Here is a 22,794-nt window from a genome sequence, read left to right on the forward strand (position 1 = left end):
CAAGCTTTACGTGACAGGCATTTGCGTTGGATACACCGAAATATACACATAGCCGTGTGATCCCTGGCTATCGGCTTCACAGGTTAGTCCATTGCGGTAAAGCGTGACGCAGTGCTGATAGCGGGGATTGAGTTCACCGGACAGCAGCATCAGTTCGAGATGGTTAATAAACTGCGGAAAAGCCTCATCCAAATGACGAGTTTGCACCTCACTGAAGGTACCGCTGATCCCGGCACGGTCAGCCAGATAGTGCAGATGGTTACCTTGCTGCACGAGACGGGCACCAAATTGTGGAGTGACGTTGCGTTTTAGTCCCCAGGCTGGGGTGTTGATTGATGTCATCGAGTTTCTCCTTTCCTTATAGCAGGCCGTGTTCGGCAAACGAATACACCGTCATGCCGCCGACAATACAGTGATCTAATACCCTGACTTCAACCAGCATCAGCGCCTCCTGTATCCTGCGGGTGATGTTTCGATCTGCATCGCTGGAGTCTGCATGTCCCGACGGGTGACAGTGCGCCAGCAGAACCGCTGCAGCGTTGTGCTTCAGCGCCGATTTCACGATTTCGCGGGGATGGACTTCGGTACTGTTAATGCTGCCGGTAAACAAGGTTTCATGGGTCAGCAGACGGTGTTGATTGTCGAGGTAAAGCACCATAAAGACTTCGCGCTCCAGCCTTGCCATACGCAGGCGCAGCCAGTCGCGAGCGGCATTTGCGGAGGTGAAAGAAATACCCGGTTGCCTTAGATGCTGTTCCAGCAAGGCTAACGCGCGCTGGATGGTACGTTGCGTGGGTAACGGCAGTTCCGTCACTGACGGGGATAGGGTTGTATTCATCATGATGATGGGGGTTTCCGTAGGGAGTATGAAGGGTTAGTCGATGATGCGCATAATGGCTTTAGACTCAGGATGAGTAAGGGCGTAATCCCGCAGTCGGTAGTAGTGTTCCGTCATTGCGTCACATTCTGTACTGCAGGCATGGTGGCTGTAGGTTATCAGGCAGGCGATGATGCCGGCGGCCTCATGACCGACGGTGGCACCATTCCCGTTCAGTGCGTTAAAGAGTACGTACTCGCCTTCGGTGGACGGAATAATAAATGCCCCACCGTTACTGAGGGTGTAAAATTCCCAATAATCTCCGCAGTAGTGTTCACACAAGAGGTCGAGCCAGGAGAATATCGGTGACTCGATTTGGAGCCATTGTGGGATGTCGCCAAAATGCTGTAGCCAAAATGACTGACGCTCAGCGTCGGGGACGAGAGTAGCAGTCAGTGTGAGGAGATTACTTATCGGGGAAGTCGAGGGTGTACTGTTGGCAGTCTTATCTTTCACAGGAATTACCCTTACCTTACGTTCAATAAAAAGCACCGGCTTGTCAGGCCAGGCGCGAGGGATCAACGGCATAAAAGACAACGCCCCACTCAGGTGAGCAGGGCGTTAATCTGTATTGACTCAGGGGCGTTATTTTTGGGAGATGGCCTGTTCAGGGGGACTTATAACTCGCTTAGCGGATCACTCACGACCTTCAGCCCGGTGATGTAAACCACTTCCGTTCTCAGCCAGTGGCGTTCCGATGGTAAAACCCGCAAGCAACGCGGCGATAATGACAAACAGGTGTCCCTCGGATGAGTCCAGCAGGAAGGCGTTGAACAGGTGACAGGCCATGTAGCTGCTGAGCACCGCGACAAACAGAGTGCGGCAGTGTGTCGGCAACTGCCAGCCCGCGCGATAGCAGCCCCACATCCAGGTGAGAAACACCATCAGCCCCAGCAATCCGGTTTGCACTGTTTGAAGCAAATACTCGTTGTGCGGGTTATGTACACCGTAATCGGTATCCGCATTGCCGTACCAGAAGCTACCGGCGCCGTTACCCAGCAGCGGGGCCCGTTTAATCAAGTGAATAGCTTCGCGGGCGAAAGCGGTACGTTGTCCCATGGAGTTGTCGCAGGCCCGATAAGCCGACTCGGCAGAGGCCAGGACGCAGCCCTGAATTTGCTGTACCCCCAGTGTCAGGCGTTCCATGGCGCGATTGGGGGTCATCACCAGCATGGCAATGGCCAGTGTGCCGCAGGCGAGCACCGTAATCAGCTGCTTGCGTCGGAGCGTAAGCAGTAACCAGGTGCCCATACCGGCCGCCAGCGCGACATACCCGGTACGTCCCTGTACCATCAGCAACACATTCACTGTTGCCAACAGCACCAACCCCGCATACCCCCATCGCAGCAAACCTCTGTATTCAAATGTGCGCGACAGCCATATCAGGGCGGCAAATGCCATAAACACGTTCTGGGTGATTTGCAGTTTAAATACCGTGGGGTTATCGGGATTAAGGCCGCCCAGCGTGACATGACCGAGACCGCCCGCCAGACTGATGGCCAGTATCAATGCATTCGCCCACACAAATCCGCTGACAAAATGGGTGAGCAACCGACGGTCAGCCAGAAAAAACAACGCCAGCGGCAAGACATACAGCAGCTTTTGGTATTTACCGACCATTTTGGGGCCATAGTCATGGGTATGCGTCAGCAGCGACAACGCCAGCAGCGCAAACATCAGTGCCGGCAGCCACACCAGGGGGTGACTGGCAAGAGCCCCAATCTGTCGGGTATCGCGCCGCCAGAGCAAACAGACCAGGGCCAACCCCAGCGCGATATTCATCAGGGGATTGGAGGTGGGGAGTGACGCCCCCAGTAAAAAGGCCGTGAAGGCAAACAACCGTTGCTGAGGTTGCGTCAGTAAAGAAGAATAAACCACAGGGACTGATATCATCGTAACGTACTCATTGCGGGGTGACGAAGCACGGCGGATTGCCGTGATGAAGTTAACGGAATGTCGACGTAACGACGGGCGCGGCTGACAAGGTCAGTTGCCGGCTCACCGCCCGTATGACATCGTTGACCGGAATGGCCGCGAGATAGCGCTCAGGCGTGTCGGTATCAACGGCGCCAGGTGGTGGCAGTGAGCAATAATCGCCTGCCCACAACAAGGTATGCGGTGCCTGCCAGGGTGCCCATTGCGCCCGGTTACTCGGCCCAAACAGCACTACCGAGGGCGTTTTCAACGCGGCGGCCATGTGCATGGGAACTGAATCTACGCCGATAAACAGCCTGGCCCGGTCAATCAACACCGCAAGCTCCGGCAGGTCCAGACGCCCGGCCAGATTGACCACACGCTGTGGTGACAGGCAACCGGCCATAATGGCGCTGATCATTGCAGCTTCATCCGGCGAGCGTCCGCCGGTGATCACCACCGTTCGGCCCTGTGCGGTAAGATGATTGATAACGGCACTGAACCCTTCCACCGTCCAGGTCTTGAAGGCCCAGCGTGCGGTGGGCTGTATCAGCACAAAATCCGTCAGATGATGGCGTCGGCTGAGCCGATCAATCTCATCGACATCGCGCTGCCGCCAGGTCTGCGTCACGGTGGTGATTATCGTGGGTAATGCCAGCGGCACCAGAATGTCGAGATTATTCAGCACGGTGTGTTTCGAGGTGTCGGCAACGTCAACCAGTAACGAATGGCAGGCCTGCCACAGCCGATTGTTGCGTTTGGGGTACCGAAATCCCAGGCTGAAGGTCGGTTTGAGAAAACGGCAGTACAACGCCGCCCGCCACTGGTCGGAGAGATTAATCACCAGGTCGTAGTGGCCCGTACGCAAGCTATTCCACAACGCCTGCTCACCGCGGTATTGTGCCTTGAGACGCTGATGTTTGAGGTTGCGGTCCACGGTATAGGCCAGGTACACATCCTGGTTGCCGGCCAGCATGGCCTCCGTACCGTCATACACCAGCACATCTATCAACGCGTTGGGGTAATTAGCGCGCAGCGTACTGAGCAAGGGCGTCATCAACAGCACGTCACCGAAGTGGCGCAGTTTAATGACCAAAATTCGCTGCACGATTTCCCGATGCAATAGCGCGTTGGGAACACGGCTGTCAGGTAATGTCGCCTGGGATGGGGTGTTGCGCGTGTTGTATGGAGCGTTTGTCATAACTTGTCGTCTCAGAAAAAATGCAAAGGATCCCCTTCCGAGCCGGTGTCGAAATCGTCAGTGAGGAGAAAAATAACGGTGCACCACGTCCGATGATGCGTGGGAATACGCTCAGGTATTTATCGCAGCATGACCTCCTTAATAGCCAGAAACCTGATAGCGGATGTATTTCCAATAATATAGCGGTGGCTTTGTCTTTATAAGCAGCCATGCGGTTATGTGCTTTTCGCCGGACTATTAAAACCTTCGCGATCAGAACGGTACCCAACCCGATCTTAACGGCGGAAGCTACGCAAAGATAATTGGTTGTGCAGATCAATAAGATCCCACCGATCGGTGAAAACGATCAATCCTCTACAAAATAGAGGGTTACTAAGAAATTTCTTACATGCTTGACGTTAAAGGTTTTATTCTTACCTGTAGCGTCCTGATCTCGGCGTTGTAGGAGGAGGATAAACAGAGGAGTAATACGAGGGGATGCATCAACGGTATAACGACACAGGCCTCAGCCTGCATTCGCAGGGCTGAGGCCTGTGTTCATCACGTTGATTAATATTATTCGGCAATAGCGTGCAGCATCTTGCTGACGGATCCTGTCAATTTTAGTCGTCCGGGATAGCCGCACCGATTTTGCAGTCGGATTGCCCAAAGGCCGGGAGCACCTTACCGGCTCCGTTCAGGGTAAAATGGGCGGGCTGCAATTTGTCACCGGTAACCGTCACGGCCTTACCTTTACGCAACTTCTCCCAGGCAACGTATACGTTGTCTACCCCAACCCGCGAGACCACATCATTGAAGGCGATCGGTTCACCGCCATCTACTGAAACAGAAAACGTTCTGGTTTGGGTCAGCCCATCATAGTTGTCAACAGACTGGCCGGTCGGGTCGGTAAACATCACAAGCATGGCTTTGTCCGGGTTACAGCCGATGTAAAACTGTGACTGCCCCTTGCCCTTGACGACATATTCCGTCGTACCTTGTCCCCAGCCACTGGACCAGTGGTTCACCTCACCAAAGGCCCAGGTTGAAGCATTGAGCCCGAAACAGATTGCCCCTATCAGGCAGGTTTTTATCTTCATGATTATCTTTCCTTATTCATCATTGGAGTACGTGCTCTCACTTCTTTGGCATCGTGCCATGAGACGGGCGCTTTTTTGCATGAACCCCTCAGGCCATTGTTGTGTTTGTTCAATGCGCAACAGTGTCTCTTTACCATAGTGGGTCTCTATGCCGTCCCAGGTACAACGACAAATCGAATCGGGCACACTAGATTGCAGACAGCTTTTCAGAAAATCCCCTTTCAGGCGGTTGAGCGCATCGCCACAGGCCGACAGCAGACTGCAGAGCATCGCCAGACAGAACACTCGCGTATACATTTGCTGATTCATTTCAGTGCAGGACCAGTGCAATACCCAAAAACACGCCACCGGCCAGACCGATAATCTGGGGACCGCAGGCCCAGAACAGGCGCAATCCAACCAGACTAAAAAAGCCCCCTGTGGTGTACACCGCATCGGGTCTTGCCAGGTTGCGTAATGCTTGCCCCAGCAATGCACCGAGACTGCCCAACAGGGTACCGACGATGACGGCAAGTATTAGCGCTCCGGTGCCGGCACCCAGCACCTGCGCGGACGAGTTGCGCGTCACTACCAGGAGGGAAAAAAGTAAGGCACCGACGCCCCAGCCAAACAGGGCTGGAGAGAGGCGTGAAGCAGAGCTGTGTGAAGGGGTATCCATGAAACGTATTCTCCTTATATGGGTGAAATGAACAGATGCCATCATTGATTGCTAATGCTGAATATAGGTTTGTCAGTGAAGGGGCGTGGGGGGCTTTCCCTAAAGGTTGGCAGGCCAACAGCCCGCCCTTTGGGCGTCGGACCGCGCCCAAACGGCACACTGCCCGATCTTAACGGTGTGCTAAGGGCAAAGATAATTGGTTGTGCAGATCAATGACGCGAAACCGATCGTTGAAAACGATCAATCCACTTATCTGCAACTGTGTGGATACCGAAACGTTTAACGCCTTGAACTAACATGCTTTTGTCTGCTGCAGGTAGCTAAGAGATGAACAGGATACGTACCGTCCATCCCATCTCTCCTGTCAGGTCCGTGTACGGACGGGCCGGGGGGAAGTGGTCGATTTAGAGGGTGATGGAAACGGTGTCCCGCCGGGTTGTAGCATGAGCCAGAGACGTGCGGCCAGGGTCAACAGCGTGCCGAGCGCGCGCAGAATACTGCGCAGGGTTTGCCAGGAAAAAAAGACAGCCCGACGCCGTTGCTTAAGAATCCGGTAAGAAAGGAAAGGCATGACAATATCTCCAAATAAATCAGCGGACAGGCAGAAACCAGTGGTTCTGTAGGATATGCATACCGGGAATATAGGCGTGAGATTTTTTTGAAAATGCCGCTTAATAAGGAGGACGCAATAATACTGCTGTCGCAGTGAGTGCGGATAATACCGCAGATAGTGACGGATAAGGGAATAGCCCGAGGGATGCTTCATAAAGATGTCGATACAAAAAACATACGGAGGAGATAGCCTGATGAAGTAAACGGAGGGAGGGATTCGTTGAGGTGGTATATAACCGTGATTTCTTTAAATGATTTACCCCTGTGGGATTTTCGTCTCTTTTCCTCATGAGAAAGAAGGATGATCGATAATCGCGACTCCAGAACAGTCCAATCACGTATGAAATCTGCCAATAAAATATAAGGCGAACTAATTTAATTCAACGCTTTCTTATTGGTTTGATTCTTTGCTTTTCATATTGACTTGCGACCGGTATTGCGATTTATTGTCAACTTCTGAAACAACGTAACCAACAGGTAATATCATGAATCGCTTCCCAATAAATGCGTTCCCGCAGCTATTGCGTGAAACCATCTTAGATGTAAACGAATGTACTCAGGCACCAATTCCATTAATTGCATCATCGGTGGTGAGTGCTTTGTCATTATCTTGTCAGGGCCTGATAGATATCAAGGTTAATGATACAGTGGTTTCTCCGGTATCACTGTTTTTATTGGTGATAGCGAACTCTGGTGAGAGAAAAACAACGGTGGACAGAATGGTACTCAAACCTTTATACGAGCATGACACGCGTTCAATCAATCAATCTGAAGATAAGGGGAAAGACTATGATATTGAGCAGAAAGTCTGGCATGAAAAGCAAAAGGCGATTTTAAACCTAATCAGGAAGAAAACCATAAAAGATCAATGCACCGATGCGTTGTCACAGCGTTTACGGATGTTAGTGGCCGAAAAGCCTGAGCCACCGAAAACCCCTAAACGTATTTATAATAATGTTACACCTGAAGCCTTGCAGATTGCGATGCATAACCACTCACCACATGCTGGGCTGATTGCTGATGAAGGTGCTAATGTTCTGGACAGGAAGGTAATGAATGATTTGAGTTTTATTAACTCAATGTGGGATGGTGTCAGCTTTCATGTTGAACGTAAAACGACACCAAGCTTTACGATAGAAAATGGGCGTATCACGCTGTCAGTTATGGTGCAGAAAAAACCGTTTGATCTGTATTTAAAACGGCAGGGGGAACGAGCGCGTGGAAGTGGTTTTTTTGCGCGCTGCTTACCGGTATTGATTGATGAACGCCTCACCACGCAGGGCGAGCGTTTTATTAAAGAGTATTCCAGCGAAAGAAGGTTTTTAGATGATTTTTATCAGCGTATAAATGAAATATTAGCAGAGGATGTGGAGCATGACGCATTAATTCAGCGGGTATGTTTATCATTTGAGCCTTCAGCTCAGTATGCATGGGAAGACGTTTACAATCAAATAGAGAGTCGTATCGGTCCCGATGAAGAGTATGCCAATATGAATGATTTTGCGTCTAAGTTGGCGAATAACGTTGCCCGACTGGCTGCACTACTAAGTTACTTTTCGGAGGGAGAGGGGGAAATAAAAAGGCATTATGTGGATAGTGCATGGTTGCTGTGTGAATGGTACATGCAACAGGCTGTAAATATTTTCGGTAATGAAGATGGCTATTATGAAGCGTTGTTATTGTCGTGGTTGGATCGTGAGTATTCACGAACAGGACGAAATCATGTCAGGTATAATGATATACGACGCCTTGGGCCTAACGTTTTACGAAAAGGAAAGTTGTTGGACAGAGTGATTGATAGTCTTGAAAGGGAAGAGGCAATAGAAATTGATTATTCACGTAATGGTGCAAGAATGGTGTGTGCATACCGCCGTTTCGATAACAATCCGTTTACAAAAAAGCTGGCTTTCGTGTACTAATGCATTGCTACCGTTGCGATTGTCGCAGAATTGGACCGAGGATTATAGAAAAATAACGCAAAACTAATTTCAGAGTGAAATTATTTCGTGTATTCAATATTTCCATGGTTTTTGCCAGTGGTGGCGTATATTATTAGATGATTAATAAACAATGGGGTGCCGGTATAGTTATATATGTTTGATACCCCTATCCAATTACCCTATAAATCCAATCTGTTGGTAATCTATAAATGTATCGTGAGTATGATTGGTAGATGTATTAACGATGACATGTGGTTAATGGCAGCTGCTTGGTGATACTCACTGTATATGGTCTGATTAAATAGTTGTGTGATATTCATTGAAGCAGGTGTAGGCCTATGCTTTGGATGAGTGGTTACTAAATGACATAGCTCATTAAACCAGTCTGGCTAAATGAGAGAGTTGCTTAATATGGTGTTTAAAATGAACGCGTATTCCTTTAATCCTCAATATCAACAGGCATTTTATGATGTTATTCATGATGCTGTGAGCGAGTTTCCACGCACTTTAGCTTTGCGAGTTGATTTGCGTTTTCCTCAAGATTATCGATATGAATTGTCGAATAAAGAGGTTACCCGTTTTATCGAGTCGTTGAAGGCCAAGCTGAAAGTGGATTGTCAAAAGAAGAATCGACGCTGGAGGCGTAACTGGATTAATCAATTACGTTATGTGTGGGTGCGTGAAATTGGTGAGTGTAATCACCGTAAGCATTATCACGCCTTACTCCTGCTGAATAAGGATTTCTACCATGGTGCCGGGAAATTTGATTCAGATGACAGTTTAGCGGCGTTAATTCAGCAGGCATGGTGTAGTGCCATAGGCTTAAACTGGCAGCAATACAGAACATTAGTAAACATAACTGAAAAAGGATGTTTTCACCTGAACAGAAATTCCCCCCTTTATATGGAGCAAGTCACCTCGCTGCTGAAACGTATGGACTACCTGGCAAAAGACCATACAAAGTGTTACGACGACGGATATCGTTCCATTGGGACGAGTCGTGGGTAGGAATGTCGGGGGGGATATCTACAGCCAGCTAACGATGAGTAGAACGGTGCATGGCATAACGAGTATTTGCTGCTGACAGTTTTATGGGTTTTGGGTTTATTGCCTTGAATACCGTATTGAATGCATCACGGCAGTGGATCTGGTGATGACTTAGACGCACGGAGAATGGCTCTGGAACAAAAACGTACCGCCTGTGACGTTGGCCGATAATAACGCGGGAGGTGGGACTGAGGATGATTCGTTGCTCTGCAAATATACCCTGCGCTGGTAATGCGATGGAATTCCCTTGCACATCTTGGTTGCGACAGCGGTGTGAGCCACCCCGGTATCCCCTAGAGATTAAACTTCTTGAAAGAGGTTAATAGGATGATAAGAACAATGAGTTTTCCCCGAGACGCTCCAGTCATGGATCCACCTGCAGGAGCAGGATACTGGTGGTGGTGAGTTCACCATCACCGAACGTCGGTGTCGTAAGGAGATTGAGCGCGAGTACCGCAAACTGCGGCGCAGTAATGATATTTTGCGCCAGACCTCCGCATATTTTGCGAAGGTGGAGTTCGACCGCCTCTGGAAATCCAAATCAGCAGGCGGTTCGCCAGTCTCAGCGAAAGTGGCTCTGTTGTGCTTTAGAGTGTTGCAACCAAGATGGGGTTAGATGCAGCCGCAATATGTGAAGCCATTAGTAGCAGATGGAGTAACGGTGTTTTCGAGGACATGTAAATCGCCTGAAGATGCTGATGCGGCAGATGTACGGACGGGCTGGGTTTCGAACTACTGAGGTGGTGGGGGATAAGTCCTCTGGCGCGATGGGAGCTACCCGGGCTGCGGAATGCTCATTTTTAATCCGTTGGTGACAGTTGAGTTTCTGTTGGCCGGGGATGCGTCGGTGTGCAAAGCTACTTTTCAGTTGAATGAACTACATGCTGCCGTCTTGGCACCGCTGCGATGAGTGGTAAACAGATGCTCTCAGCCAGATTGCACAACCAATGATTTCTTCTCGAGCCCCACCCTGCGAAAATCAGTAAACATCATTTAAGTGAAAGACAGAAATCTTGCTACTGAGACGGACCGTTATCTTTTTGCTTATTCAGTCATGCGCGGCCTCTCATTTTTTTATAAATTATAAAATCAGACTTTTTTCGCAAAACGGTCGCAATGTGTTCAATGTTGACCTTAAGTCTGATTGATCATTTGCTGCACATCCTTATCCCATGCGGTTTGTGATGCCTGCCTGGGAAAGTTCTTATAAATCAATTTGATGATCTTTTATTGTTAAATTCCTTGATTGTAATTATTTGTTACAAAATTTAATTTCCAATCATGACGCTAACGTTTTTACACTCCAATCAATAGGTAATATTCTGAAATCATCGCTTTTCAGATAAAGACCTAAAAATACTGTGTCATGCTCGCTAGTGAATGGAATGCGCTCGCTTTTGACCCCAGTTTTGATTTGCGCCGGATGGCGCGAGCAGGGATGTTGTTTTGGCAAGGTAAGCCTTTCTTATTAATTTCTCAGTGGCATTGACCTTTTCTATTCTTCCATAGAACAGGGATAGCTATGTCTAACTCCTATCAGTCCGAGATCCCCAAAGCTCGCGTTAACATAAAACTCGATCTGCACACCGGTGGTGCCCAGAAGAAAACCGAATTGCCCCTCAAGCTGATGGTGGTGGGGGATTACAGTAACGGCACGGAACAACGCCCGGTGTCTGAGCGTGAAAAGGTCAACGTTAATAAAAACAATTTTGACAGCGTGTTGGCCGAATTCTCTCCCTCCGTAAATCTTTCCGTTGAAAACACCCTGGCCGGTGACGGCAGCGAAGAGAACATCAGCCTGTCCTTCGCTCAGATGAAAGACTTTGAGCCTGAACAGGTGGCCGCTCAGATACCTCAGTTGAAGGTGATGCTTGCTATGCGCAATCTCCTCCGCGACCTCAAGGCCAACCTGTTGGATAACCAGGCTTTCCGCAAGGAGCTGGAAAAAATCCTGCTCGACCCGACGCTTAGCGCTGAACTGCGCAGTGAGCTGTCTGCTCTGGCACCAAAGCAAGCATAACGGTCGCGATGTTTAACGGATTAACGAAGAGAAAATGCTGATGTCTGTAAAAAATGAGAATACCGCTGGCGGTGAGAGCGTGGTGCTGGAGCGTCCGGAAGCGAGCGGTGTGTATGCTTCCCTGTTTGAAAAAATTAACTTAAGTCCGGTCTCCGAGTTGAGTGCGCTGGATATCTGGCAGGATAACCAGGCGATGTCCGATGCCACGGCTGACGAGCGTCTGACTGCCGGGATGCAGGTCTTTCTGGAATGCCTGACTAAATCGGGTTCAAAAGTCGAGAAGCTGGACAGAACCCTGATTGACCACCACATCGCGGAGCTGGATTATCAGATTAGCCGCCAGTTGGACAGGGTCATGCACCATGAGGCATTCCAGTCGGTAGAATCCCTGTGGCGCGGGGTGCAGTCACTGGTCGACAAAACCGACTTCCGTCAGAACGTCAAAATCGAGCTGCTTGACCTGTCGAAGGACGATTTGCGTCAGGATTTTGAAGACGCGCCGGAGATTATTCAGAGCGGATTATACCAGCACACATATACCGCAGAATACGATTCTCCGGGTGGAGAGCCGATTGCCGCACTCATTTCCGCCTACGAGTTCGATGCGTCTGCGCAGGACGTTGCCCTGTTGCGCAATATTTCGAAAGTGTCTGCCACAGCACACATGCCGTTTATCGGCTCTGCTGGACCTAAGTTCTTCCTCAAAGACACAATGGAGGACGTGGCGGCGATCAAAGATATCGGCAACTACTTCGATCGTGCCGAATACATCAAATGGAAATCCTTCCGCGAGACGGACGATTCCCGCTATATCGGTCTGGTGATGCCGCGTGTGCTGGGGCGCCTGCCTTATGGTCCGGACACCGTGCCGGTGCGCAGCTTCAACTACGTCGAAGAAGTGAAAGGCCCGGATCACGACAAATACCTGTGGACCAATGCCTCGTTTGCGTTTGCCGCCAACATGGTGCGCAGCTTCATCAACAACGGCTGGTGCGTACAAATTCGTGGTCCGCAGGCCGGTGGTGCCGTTCAGGACCTGCCTATCCATCTCTACGATCTGGGCACCGGCAATCAGGTGAAGATCCCGAGTGAGGTGATGATCCCGGAAACCCGCGAGTTTGAATTCGCCAACCTCGGCTTCATTCCGCTGTCCTACTACAAAAATCGCGACTACAGCTGCTTCTTCTCGGCGAACTCTACCCAGAAACCGGCACTGTATGACACCGCCGATGCGACGGCCAACAGCCGCATCAACGCGCGTCTGCCGTATATCTTCCTGCTGTCACGTATTGCGCATTACCTGAAGCTTATTCAGCGTGAAAACATCGGCACCACCAAGGACCGCCGTCTGCTGGAGCTGGAACTCAATACCTGGGTGCGCAGCCTGGTGACGGAAATGACCGATCCGGGCGACGACCTGCAGGCGTCTCACCCGCTGCGTGATGCGAAAGTGATGGTGGAAGATATCGAAGATAACCCGGGCTTCTTCCGCGTGAAACTGTATGCGGTGCCGCATTTCCAGGTGGAAGGCATGGACGTGAATCTGTCTCTGGTTTCCCAGATGCCGAAGGCGAAAGCGTAAGGCGAGGGGAAATCAGGGATGAAAATTTATCGCCCGTTATGGAACGAAGGGGCCTTGCTGGCCCCTCAGCAGTTTCAGCAGCAGTCTGAGTGGGAGTCGTTTTCCCGCGCAGGATTGTCCTCACTCACCAGTCCCTTTCCGTGGGGCGTGGAGCGGGTCGAACTCAATGAAGCACTTCTGACTTCTGGTCGGGTTCAGGTGCAGACACTGCGTCTGTGGCTTCCGGATGGCACACTGGTTGACACCCAAAACAGCGATTTGCCACCCGAGCCGCGGGAAGTGGTGCTGCCGGCTTCGGGCCGCGCGGAGAGTGTGACCGTTCTGGTTGCGTTGCCGGTGATGCAACCCGGCATTATCAATGTCCAGACAGAATCGGTGCCTGCAGAGCGTCCTCTGCGCTATCGGGAAGAGTGGGTAACGATTCAGGATGTTTTTGGTCAGGAAGAAGAGCCGATGGCCGTGGCCCGGTTCAACCTCGCCTTTCGCTTTGACCATGAAAGTAACGATGCATGGCAGACCTGTGCTGTGGCGCGTTTGTTACGGGATGGTCAGGGGGGCTGGCGTCAGGATCCTGACTTTGTGCCACCGATGGCCCTGTTCTCCGCAAGCCAGGTACTGTGCGAGCGTCTGGTGCTGCTCAACCGCCAGTTGCGCTCCCGTCGTCAGCGCCTGATGGCCATGCGTCGTGAAAGTAACGAGCGGATGGCTGATTTTGCCGTGGCTGATGTGTCGCTGTTCTGGCTGCTGAATGCGCTAAACACCCACGCCCGTGTCCTGTCCGAGTTCGAACGTTTCCCGGCCCGCCACCCTGAACTGGTGTGGGCAGAGCTGGCACGTCTGGCCGGCAGTATGCTGACTTTTTCACTGGACCGCGACCTCGATGCCATTCCGGGTTATGACCATCAGGCTCCGGAAAACACCTTCCCGCCGCTGTTCGAACTGATCAGTGAATTGCTGGAAGCCAGTCTGCCGTCGCGTGTCATTGCGGTGAACATGATCCGCCAGGACGAGCAGACCTGGAAGGCTGTACTGCACGATATCCGTCTGCGCGAAGAAGCCGACTTCTATCTTTCTGTCCGCTCAACTCTGCCGGCCTGGCAGGTGGCCGAGAAGTTTGCCGAAATGGCAATGGTGGGAACCCCGGATGACGTTGGGCAGATTTCCGGTGTGGCGATGGAAGGGATCGGACTTATTCCGTTGAGCCGTGTCCCTGCGGCGCTGCCGGTACGACTGGAAAACCAGTATTTCGTGTTGGATATGGAGAGTCGGGCGGCTCACGACATGCTGGAACAGGGCGTCTGTCTGTTCTATGTGCCGTCGCTGCTGGGTGAACTGGAGCTTGAACTGTTTGCGGTGCTGCGCTCATGAGAAACGATATCGATATCGACAGCCTGATGGCGGACACCTGGCTTACCGTGGCGCAGCTGCGCCATGGGGCCAGAGCGCCCGATGGTCAGGCGCTCTATAAAAACTGTTGTGCGCAGGTGGAGAGCGTCAGGGAAGCACTGGAGCATGCCGGGTACGACAGCGAGAGCATCACGCATATTTCCTATGCGCAATGTGCGCTGCTGGATGAAGCGGTGATGAACCGTAAGCCAGCGGTGGCTTCGTCTGGATCCGATACGTCTGGTTCCGGGTCTGAACGACGCTCAGGCAACGACGTGCTACAGCAAATGGACACGGATGAAGGGGCGAAAGCCTGGCGTGCTGCGCCGTTACAGGCACGTTACTTCGGCTCGCTGCGTGCCGGAGGTGCGCTGTATGACCGTATTGCGGAGGTTTTACGTCAGCCCTCTCCGGTACCGGCGGTCCTGGCCTGCTACCAGCGGGTGCTGGCACTGGGTTTTCAGGGGCAGTTCAGTCTGACCGGGGGGGGGCAGGAACAGCGTGAGGAGATCCTGGCCTCCCTGAATGCCCGTGTTCCCCCGCTGGAAACCGGCGTGTCTCTGGTGGTCCATAAGACCGGTAAACACCGTTACAACCTCCTGCGTTCTGTATGGTGCTGGATAATCCTGGCCATGGTGCTGACCGCCGCTGTTTGGATCGGTGGTCACCTGTGGTTACAGGATCTGCTTCATCAGCAACTGCCGGAGTTGCACTGATGCGAAGTTCTGTGCAGCTCAGGGCGCTTTTTCCAGTGTTGATTTGTCTTGCTGCGATACTCTGGCTAATTTGGGGATTTCTGAATGTCGCCGCACTGCTGAAAGGTGGTCTGACGGTTGCAGTCTGCATCGCGGCGTTGCTGATAACGCGCAGACACTATCGGCGTCAGTGCCCTGCTAAAGTACAGGACGAAAGCGGAGTTTATCCACCTGAAGGGTTTACCGGACCCGTTTTGCTGGTCTGTGGCTCTCTCAGTGACAACCTGTTTGCTGATGGAACGTGCCGTACCACCGCGCAGGGCTGTTATCTGCAGGTGGGGGCATCGGAGAGCCTGAGCACTTTTGCGGAAAAATTACTGCTTCGTGAACCGCGAATGGCCGGGCAACTGGTTGTTATGTTCCGCTTCCTGCCGGATTTACATGTGGACGAAGGACAACTGCGGGCGTCCCTGAAAGTCGTGCGTCAACAGATGAAACAGCTGAAAAACCTTTCCGGGTATACACCACCGGTGGTGCTGACGGGGGAGTTTTCAGGCCCCGAAACGCCGTGGATTGTGGTCAGGGGAAAAACGTCTCTGGTCTGCCCGGCTGATGAATCTGCCCTGACGCTGGATGAATGGCGTCAACGACCGGAGAGCGTGACCCGCCTGTCGTATCTGGCTCAGGCGATGAGCCTGCTACAGCAGGTGGTCATGGATGAGCTGTCGAAACCGGACCGCCTCTGCCCGCCAGTGGTACCCTTTGCCTTGGTGCTGCGCAGTGGAGCGATCAGAGCCCTTTCTGACGCCATGTGGCCGCAGTGGCTTTTTCGCCATACAACCTTGCTGCCGCCGCCGCAGGTCATCTCTTATCCCCCGTTGTGGCATTTTGCCGATCCGGTACTGCCGTTGCTGGAACCTTTTGCCATGCCGTTGCAGGGGGGCAAAACCGGGCGCCGGGTGGTCATTATTCTGTTGCTTTGCTCGCTGGTAGCAACAGGTCTGTCCGTCATGCATAACCAGTCTCTTATCGGCCGGGTCAGTTCGAACCTGCAGCGCTGGTACGCCATCCCGATGACGCACTATGTTCCTAAAGCACAGTCACTGCATGCCCTGCAGCAGGATGCGCTGTTGCTGGAGCGCTGGCAGCGCCAGGGCGAGCCGCAGCGTTATGGTCTGGGTCTCTATACGGGGGAGCACTTGTGGCTGCGTGTCCAGCAGGCGATTGACACCTGGGTCCCGCCTCCACCACCGCCAAAACCAAAGCTGAAGCCGGTACCGAAAATTATCCGCCTCGACAGCATGTCGCTGTTCGATTCGGGCAAAGTGGATCTGAAGTCGGGCTCGACCAAAGTGCTGGTGAATTCCCTGGTGGGTATCAAAGCCAAACCGGGTTGGCTGATTGTGGTCAGCGGGCACACTGATAATACCGGCAGTACCGAACTCAACCAGACGCTTTCCCTGAAACGTGCCGAATCGGTGCGTAACTGGATGCGCGATACCGGCGATGTGCCGGAAAGCTGTTTTGCGGTGCAGGGCTATGGCCAAAGCCGCCCTGTTGCCACGAACGACACCGCGGAAGGCCGTACGCTTAACCGGCGTGTCGAAATCAGTCTGGTACCGCAGGCAGATGCTTGCCGGATACCGGGCAACACCCTGACGTCATCACTGGATGGTGACGTATCAAAAAACGAAATGGAGAAGTAACACATGGCAATTCCTGTTTATCTTTGGCTGAAAGACGACGGTGGTGCGGACATTAAAGGTTCCGTGGATGTGAAAGATCGTGAAGGCAGCATCGAAGTGGTTGCTCAGGAGCACAACCTGTACATCCCGACCGATAATAACACCGGCAAGCTGACCGGGACCCGCATTCATATGCCGTTCCTGTTTACTAAGGAAATCGACTCATCCAGCCCCTATCTGTACAAAGCTGTGACCACTGGGCAGACCCTAAAATCTGCAGAATTCAAGTGGTACAAAATCAACGACGCCGGCCAGGAAGTGGAGTACTTCAACACCAAACTGGAAAACGTGAAGTTGGTCAGAGTGGCACCGCTGATGTACGACATCAAAGATGCGTCCAAAGAGAAGCACAATCATCTAGAAACAATCGAACTGCGCTACGAAAAAATCACCTGGACTTATAAAGACGGCAACATCATTCATTCTGACTCCTGGAATGAACGAGCAACCGCCTAGTTTAACTGAAAGGCAGATTATCTCTGCCTTTATTAGGAGCGTGTTTTGGACTATTTCGATTGTGCATCAATTGGGTATGACCCGACAGGTAAGTCATTGGCAAGCAATACCGGCATACCTCAGCCGGCACAGCAGGCAGTTATTCCATCAGTCGTAGCTGAGAAAAGGGCCCAAATACAAAGTGGAGCAGAGTTGTCTATCAATGTCTGGCAGGACTCAATGGGTGTGATTTATATCATGGATGGGCAACATCGCTTTGTGGCCGCGTGTATTGAAAAGAAAAAAATAAAGCTTAACTGGAAAAAAGTGGGATTTCCCGGATTCCGCAATGGGTGGGGGGCAACAAAATATGAACAAGTTGTACCAGCGAAAGAAAGACTCAAACGCAAATAGTCTCTGATTGTCCGGTATGCGGTTTCTCTGTGGAGCCGCATACTCCTGTTGTTAAAAAACCTTATGCGCCTCGGTTAACGGCGATGGGCGGTAGCGTGTCCTGAGTCTGAATATAACCGTAAAGAGAGAAACTCATGGAAAACCCCGCCATTCTGCTGCGTCGTCTTAATCCTTATTGTGCCCGTGCGCTAGAAGGCGCTGCCTCCCTGTGCCAGACCCGCGCTCATGCCGAAATCTTGCCGGAACACTGGTTGCTGAAATTACTGGAGCAGGGGGAAGGTGACCTGACGGTGCTGGCCCGTCGCTACGAATGGGACATGGACGGCATGTGGCAGGATTTACTCGGCTGGCTGGATAACCTGCCGCGCTCGGTGCGCAGCCGTCCGCAACTGGCCGATAACCTGCAAGCCCTTCTGAAACAGGCGTGGATGGTGGCATCACTTGAGGACGCGGACACTATCCGTAGCGCGCACCTGCTGTCGGCGATGATTGACTCGCACAAACTGCTGGGTTGTGACGGCTTGTGGCCGTTGCTGACGCTGGGACAAAGCCAGCTTGAACGCCTGCGTCCGCTGCTGGATGCGCAGTCCGATGAGCGCCCGGAACTGCAACAGGACGCTGAGCTGTCACGCACCGGGAGCGATGCCATCAACACCTTCGCGCAGCCAGAGGACGGGCTTACTGCAACATCAAACGGCGAACTCTCCCCGGCGTTGCAAAACGCGCTGGATAAATTCACCCTCGACGTCACCGCTAAAGCGAAAGAAGGCAACATCGACCCGGTGTTCGGGCGTGACACAGAAATCCGTCAGATGGTGGATATTCTCTCAAGACGTCGCAAGAACAACCCGATTCTGGTCGGCGAACCGGGCGTCGGTAAAACTGCTCTGGTGGAAGGCCTGGCGCTGCGCATTGCCGAAGGTAATGTCCCGGACAGCCTGAAAACCGTCAGCCTGCGCACCCTCGACCTGGGCCTGCTGCAGGCCGGTGCCGGCGTGAAAGGTGAGTTTGAACAGCGCCTGAAAAACGTCATCGATGCCGTACAGCAGTCGCCGACACCCGTCCTGCTGTTTATCGATGAAGCACACACCATTATTGGTGCGGGTAACCAGGCGGGCGGCGCGGATGCGGCTAACCTGCTGAAACCTGCATTAGCAAGGGGGGAATTACGCACTATCGCCGCCACCACCTGGAGCGAATACAAGCAGTATTTTGAACGCGATGCTGCACTGGAGCGTCGTTTCCAGATGGTCAAAGTCGATGAGCCGGACGACGACACGGCCTGCCTGATGCTCAGAGGCCTGAAATCCCGTTATGCCGAGCACCATGGTGTGCATATCACCGATGACGCAGTTAAAGCCGCAGTCACGCTCTCTCGCCGTTACCTGACCGGCCGTCAATTGCCGGACAAGGCAGTTGACCTGCTGGATACCGCGAGCGCCCGCGTGCGCATGAGCCTCGATACCGTGCCTGAAGAAATTACCCGTCTGAAAGCGCAGCGGATTGCACTGGTTCTGGAAGAGCAGGCCTTACTGGAAGATATCGCTGTCGGCGGCCATTCCCATGGTGAGCGGTTGGCCGGGATTGAAAAATTGTGCCTCGCGCTGGATGCGGATATCGGCACGCTAGATCAACGTTTTAGCGAAGAAAAAGCACTGGCAGAGCAACTGATGGTTTGCCGTCAGGCTTTTCACTCAGAGGGCAGCAGCCGCCAGGCCGACATCCACGACCTGCAGCAACAGCTGAAAAACCTGCAACGGGATGAGGCGTTGATTCAGGTGGATGTGGACACCCGCACCGTGGCTAACGTGATTGCCGACTGGACCGGTGTCCCGCTCTCTTCATTGATGAAGGACGAGCAGACTGAACTGTTGAGTCTGGAAGCTGAAATTGGCAAACGCGTTGTGGGCCAGAATGTGGCGCTCAACGCCATTGCGCAGCGCCTGCGTGCCGCCAAAACCGGCCTTACCTCGGAGCATGGCCCGCAGGGCGTGTTCCTGCTGGTCGGCCCGAGCGGCACGGGTAAAACCGAAACCGCACTCACGCTGGCCGATGTGCTATACGGCGGTGAGAAATCCCTTGTCACTATCAATCTGTCCGAATACCAGGAGCCGCATACCGTTTCCCAGTTGAAGGGCTCGCCACCGGGCTACGTCGGTTACGGTCAGGGCGGCATTCTGACCGAAGCGGTGCGTAAACGCCCGTACAGCGTGGTGTTGCTCGACGAGGTGGAGAAGGCGCACCGCGACGTGATGAACCTGTTCTATCAGGTGTTTGACCGGGGCTTTATGCGCGACGGTGAAGGGCGCGAAATTGACTTCCGTAACACCGTGATCCTGATGACTTCGAACCTCGGCAGCGACCACCTGATGCAACTGCTGGATGAACAACCGGAAGCCAGCGAAGGTGACCTGCATGAACTGCTGCGACCGATCCTGCGTGACCACTTTCAGCCCGCACTGCTGGCCCGTTTCCAGACCGTCATTTATCGTCCGCTGAATGAGACCGCGATGCGCACCATCGTGCAGATGAAACTGGCCCAGGTGAGCAAGCGTCTGCATCGCCACTATGGCCTGAAAACCCATATCGGCGGGAGCTTGTTTGACGCCCTGACCACCGCCTGCCTGCTGCCGGATACCGGTGCGCGTAATGTCGACAGCCTGCTCAACCAGCAAATATTACCGGTGCTGAGTCAGCAGTTGCTGACTCACATGGCGGCGAAGCAGAAACCGCAGACCCTGCGGCTTGACTGGAATGAGGATGAGGGCATTGTCCTCGCATTTGATGAACCGGCGACAGAGCCTGTCAGAGGATAAAAGCGATGAGTGATTCTGTAATTGCCCTGGCAAAGGACAACATTGATGCACTTCTGGGGATGTCCCGCTACAAGCTCGACGTTCACGATTGCCCGCATTTTCTTGACGTCTTCAATTTTCGGGGCGAAGAGAAGCTCAGTGATCCCTGGCACTATACCGTCAGAGTGACTTGTGTCGCTAATGACATTGCCAGTGACAGCGTGTTGCTTAAACCGGCGGTGTTCACATTCCAGATGCCTCAGTATAACGGGATGCCAGCCACGCCAGTGCGGACTGTCTATGGCGTGGTGCATACTTTTCAGCGTCTTTTGACATCGTCCGATGAAACCCATTACACGCTCAATATTGTGCCGCGTATTGCGCTGCTGCAGCACACAAAGCGCAGCGAAATTTATCTCAATCAGTCCGTGCCGGAAGTGGTTGAACAAATCCTGCGTTCACACGGGCTGGAAGGTCCGGATTTTGATTTTCGTCTGTCACAGTCTTACCCGGTACGCGAGCTCATCACGCAATGGCGTGAAACCGATCTTGAATTCATCCAGCGTTTGCTGGCCGAAGTGGGTATCTTCTGGCGTTTCGAAATGGATGGCCGTCTCGAACAGGACGTGGTGATTTTTCAGGACAGCCCGGAGCAGTATCAGTTTGGTGTTGCTCTGCCGCTGATCCCGCCATCACGCACCAGTGATAATGGCCAGCTCAGCGTCTGGGATATCAAAACCCGCCAGCAGGTGGTCACCGGGAGCGTGGCAACCCGGGATTACAACTATCGCGACGCGCTGACGCCGCAGGATAGCTCCGCGTCCGTCAGCAGCACTGAGGGCATCACGACGGGGGCGGTGTATCACTACGCAGAGCCTTTCCTTAGCGAAGGTGACACGGATACACCGGAAAGCGGCGCGTATTATGCCCGGCTGCGTCATGAGCGCATTCTGAATGCGCAGCAGGCCGTTATCGGCAAAACGACCAGCCCGGTTCTGGCCCCCGGGGAAGTGCTTGAACCCCAGGGCAGCCTGCCTGCGAGCCTGAAAGACGGGATCGTCATCACCGGCGTGCAGAGCAGTGGTTCCCGCAAACGTAGTTTCAGTATGACGTTTACCGGTATCCCCTACAGCGAAGCGGTGTGTTATCGCCCGGCGTTGCTGAACCGGCCGGTAGTGGCCGGAACGCTGCCGGCGCGGGTGGAAAGCACCGAGAAGGGCGATACCTATGCCTGGCTGGACAGCCAGGGCCGTTACCGGGTGAAACTTGACTTTGACCGTAACGACAGCGAACAGGGCTATGCCTATCTGTGGCTGCGAATGGCCAAGCCGTATGCCGGAGACAATTACGGTTTCCATGCGCCACTGCTCGACGGGACCGAAGTCTCGGTGATGTTCGATGCGGGTGATCCTGACCGTCCGTATATCGCCCATGCTCAGCACGATTCTGAACACCCGGATCACGTCACTGACGATAACCACACGCGTAACGTTCTGCGCACGCCGGCGAACAACAAACTTCGCCTGGAGGATAAGCGTCAGGAAGAGCACATCAAGCTGGCAACCGAGTTCGGTAAGACCCAACTCAATATCGGTCATCTGGTGGATGCTCAGCGCGAACAGCGTGGCACCGGTTTTGAGCTGCGCACCGATGAGTTTGGGGCCCTGCGTGCGGGCCGCGGCGTCTATCTGACGGCGGATGCCCAGACCAAAGGTGAAGGGAAGGTGCTGGAAATGACGCCAGCCGTCAGCCAGATAACCCAGGCCAACAGAGCGATGCAGGCATTGAATGGCGCAGCGGAAACGGCGAAAGCCCTGACCTGCGATATTCAGACACAGAACAATCTGGTGCAAAACCGCCTGAAAGATTTGCAGTCGGCGGTGGTGCTGGCTTCTGCCCCACAGGGAATTGCGCTCACCTCAGGCGAGCACCTGCAACTGACCAGTGCACAGAACACCATGATCACCGCCGGTAAGCATGTCGATATCGGGGCGATGCAAAATGTCACGGTCAGCGCGGAGCAGTCTCTGGGACTGTTTGCACATAAAGCCGGGGCAAAAGTTATCGCCAACTTGGGGAGTGTCGAAGTGCGTGCCCAGCACAGCACGCTTGAAATGAGTGCCGATCAGCAGTTCACGGTCACCAGCAGCAAAGATGAGGTTATCATCAGCACCCCGAAAACGCTGACGCTGAACGGCGGTGGCTCCTGGTTGAAGCTGAGTGAAAGCGGGATTGAGCATGGTACCAACGGGGACTTCATTACCAAAGCGGCGCGTTATCAGGTGCCGATGTCTGCGGCAAATATGCAGAGTGAGCCGCCTGTTTTCGATAAAACCACACTAGACCTTCAGCCATCTGAGACTGATGGGATGATGTCACGCTAAGGAGTTCTTT

The 22,794-nt window shown here is 53.1% G+C and carries 18 protein-coding genes and 2 pseudogenes; 13 read left to right on the plus strand and 7 right to left on the minus strand.

All coding sequences use genetic code 11. The features are described from left to right. Window positions 1–6 precede the first annotated feature (6 nt). From ACSOSI_RS09375 to ACSOSI_RS09405, 7 genes are all read right to left on the minus strand, one after another. On the minus strand, window positions 7–342 hold the full coding sequence (locus ACSOSI_RS09375; RefSeq protein ID WP_455871734.1) for a type IV toxin-antitoxin system YeeU family antitoxin: 336 nt from the start codon (window positions 340–342) through the stop codon (window positions 7–9). A gap of 16 nt (window positions 343–358) precedes the next feature. Beyond that, window positions 359–838, minus strand: a complete 480-nt coding sequence (radC, locus tag ACSOSI_RS09380; RefSeq protein ID WP_126529012.1) for a RadC family protein — start codon at window positions 836–838, stop codon at window positions 359–361. Window positions 839–874: 36 nt separating this feature from the next. Next, complete coding sequence (locus ACSOSI_RS09385; protein ID WP_476707264.1) at window positions 875–1,333, minus strand: antirestriction protein; 459 nt, start codon at window positions 1,331–1,333, stop codon at window positions 875–877. Between the two features lie 180 nt (window positions 1,334–1,513). Further along, window positions 1,514–2,770 (minus strand): O-antigen ligase family protein, encoded by a 1,257-nt coding sequence (locus ACSOSI_RS09390; RefSeq protein WP_476705809.1) that lies wholly within the window; start codon window positions 2,768–2,770, stop codon window positions 1,514–1,516. 52 nt (window positions 2,771–2,822) lie between these two features. Beyond that, window positions 2,823–3,992: a putative lipopolysaccharide heptosyltransferase III gene (gene rfaQ, locus ACSOSI_RS09395; RefSeq protein WP_476706945.1), complete on the minus strand. Its 1,170-nt coding sequence runs from the start codon at window positions 3,990–3,992 to the stop codon at window positions 2,823–2,825. Window positions 3,993–4,594: 602 nt separating this feature from the next. Beyond that, window positions 4,595–5,071 (minus strand): hypothetical protein, encoded by a 477-nt coding sequence (locus tag ACSOSI_RS09400; protein WP_262209556.1) that lies wholly within the window; start codon window positions 5,069–5,071, stop codon window positions 4,595–4,597. Between the two features lie 310 nt (window positions 5,072–5,381). Further along, window positions 5,382–5,729, minus strand: a complete 348-nt coding sequence (locus tag ACSOSI_RS09405) for a hypothetical protein (RefSeq protein WP_126481729.1) — start codon at window positions 5,727–5,729, stop codon at window positions 5,382–5,384. Window positions 5,730–6,826: 1,097 nt separating this feature from the next. Here ACSOSI_RS09405 and ACSOSI_RS09410 point away from each other — a divergent pair. From ACSOSI_RS09410 to ACSOSI_RS09470, 13 genes and pseudogenes are all read left to right on the plus strand, one after another. After that, window positions 6,827–8,260 (plus strand): YfjI family protein, encoded by a 1,434-nt coding sequence (locus ACSOSI_RS09410; RefSeq protein WP_126481731.1) that lies wholly within the window; start codon window positions 6,827–6,829, stop codon window positions 8,258–8,260. A gap of 444 nt (window positions 8,261–8,704) precedes the next feature. Beyond that, window positions 8,705–9,289 carry an inovirus Gp2 family protein gene (locus tag ACSOSI_RS09415; protein ID WP_258534204.1) on the plus strand — a complete coding sequence of 195 codons (585 nt, stop codon included), beginning with the start codon at window positions 8,705–8,707 and terminating at the stop codon, window positions 9,287–9,289. 388 nt (window positions 9,290–9,677) lie between these two features. Further along, a pseudogene (locus tag ACSOSI_RS09420) lies at window positions 9,678–9,863 on the plus strand (IS3 family transposase); the annotation flags it as partial. Between the two features lie 2 nt (window positions 9,864–9,865). Continuing rightward, window positions 9,866–10,132: pseudogene (locus tag ACSOSI_RS09425) on the plus strand (hypothetical protein); the annotation flags it as partial. Between the two features lie 718 nt (window positions 10,133–10,850). Continuing rightward, window positions 10,851–11,348 (plus strand): type VI secretion system contractile sheath small subunit, encoded by a 498-nt coding sequence (gene tssB, locus ACSOSI_RS09430; protein ID WP_126481735.1) that lies wholly within the window; start codon window positions 10,851–10,853, stop codon window positions 11,346–11,348. Between the two features lie 34 nt (window positions 11,349–11,382). After that, on the plus strand, window positions 11,383–12,930 hold the full coding sequence (gene tssC, locus ACSOSI_RS09435; protein WP_126481737.1) for a type VI secretion system contractile sheath large subunit: 1,548 nt from the start codon (window positions 11,383–11,385) through the stop codon (window positions 12,928–12,930). Window positions 12,931–12,948: 18 nt separating this feature from the next. After that, window positions 12,949–14,298, plus strand: coding sequence for a type VI secretion system baseplate subunit TssK (tssK, locus tag ACSOSI_RS09440; RefSeq protein WP_126481739.1), 1,350 nt, complete (start codon window positions 12,949–12,951; stop codon window positions 14,296–14,298). After that, on the plus strand, window positions 14,295–15,032 hold the full coding sequence (gene tssL / locus ACSOSI_RS09445; protein ID WP_476706946.1) for a type VI secretion system protein TssL, short form: 738 nt from the start codon (window positions 14,295–14,297) through the stop codon (window positions 15,030–15,032). The genes tssK and tssL overlap by 4 nt, the downstream gene beginning before the upstream one ends. Next, window positions 15,032–16,717: an OmpA family protein gene (locus ACSOSI_RS09450; protein ID WP_476706947.1), complete on the plus strand. Its 1,686-nt coding sequence runs from the start codon at window positions 15,032–15,034 to the stop codon at window positions 16,715–16,717. The genes tssL and ACSOSI_RS09450 overlap by 1 nt, the downstream gene beginning before the upstream one ends. Window positions 16,718–16,720: 3 nt before the next feature. Further along, window positions 16,721–17,212: an Hcp family type VI secretion system effector gene (locus tag ACSOSI_RS09455; protein WP_126481743.1), complete on the plus strand. Its 492-nt coding sequence runs from the start codon at window positions 16,721–16,723 to the stop codon at window positions 17,210–17,212. 45 nt (window positions 17,213–17,257) lie between these two features. Continuing rightward, the gene (locus ACSOSI_RS09460) at window positions 17,258–17,605 is read left to right on the plus strand and encodes a ParB N-terminal domain-containing protein (protein ID WP_126481745.1); all 348 of its coding nucleotides are present in this window, start codon (window positions 17,258–17,260) and stop codon (window positions 17,603–17,605) included. 134 nt (window positions 17,606–17,739) lie between these two features. Beyond that, on the plus strand, window positions 17,740–20,421 hold the full coding sequence (gene tssH, locus ACSOSI_RS09465) for a type VI secretion system ATPase TssH (protein WP_476706948.1): 2,682 nt from the start codon (window positions 17,740–17,742) through the stop codon (window positions 20,419–20,421). A 5-nt stretch (window positions 20,422–20,426) separates the two neighbouring features. Then, window positions 20,427–22,784 carry a type VI secretion system Vgr family protein gene (locus tag ACSOSI_RS09470; RefSeq protein WP_476706949.1) on the plus strand — a complete coding sequence of 786 codons (2,358 nt, stop codon included), beginning with the start codon at window positions 20,427–20,429 and terminating at the stop codon, window positions 22,782–22,784. Window positions 22,785–22,794 lie beyond the last annotated feature (10 nt).

This window comes from Serratia sp. AR11, assembly GCF_056376275.1.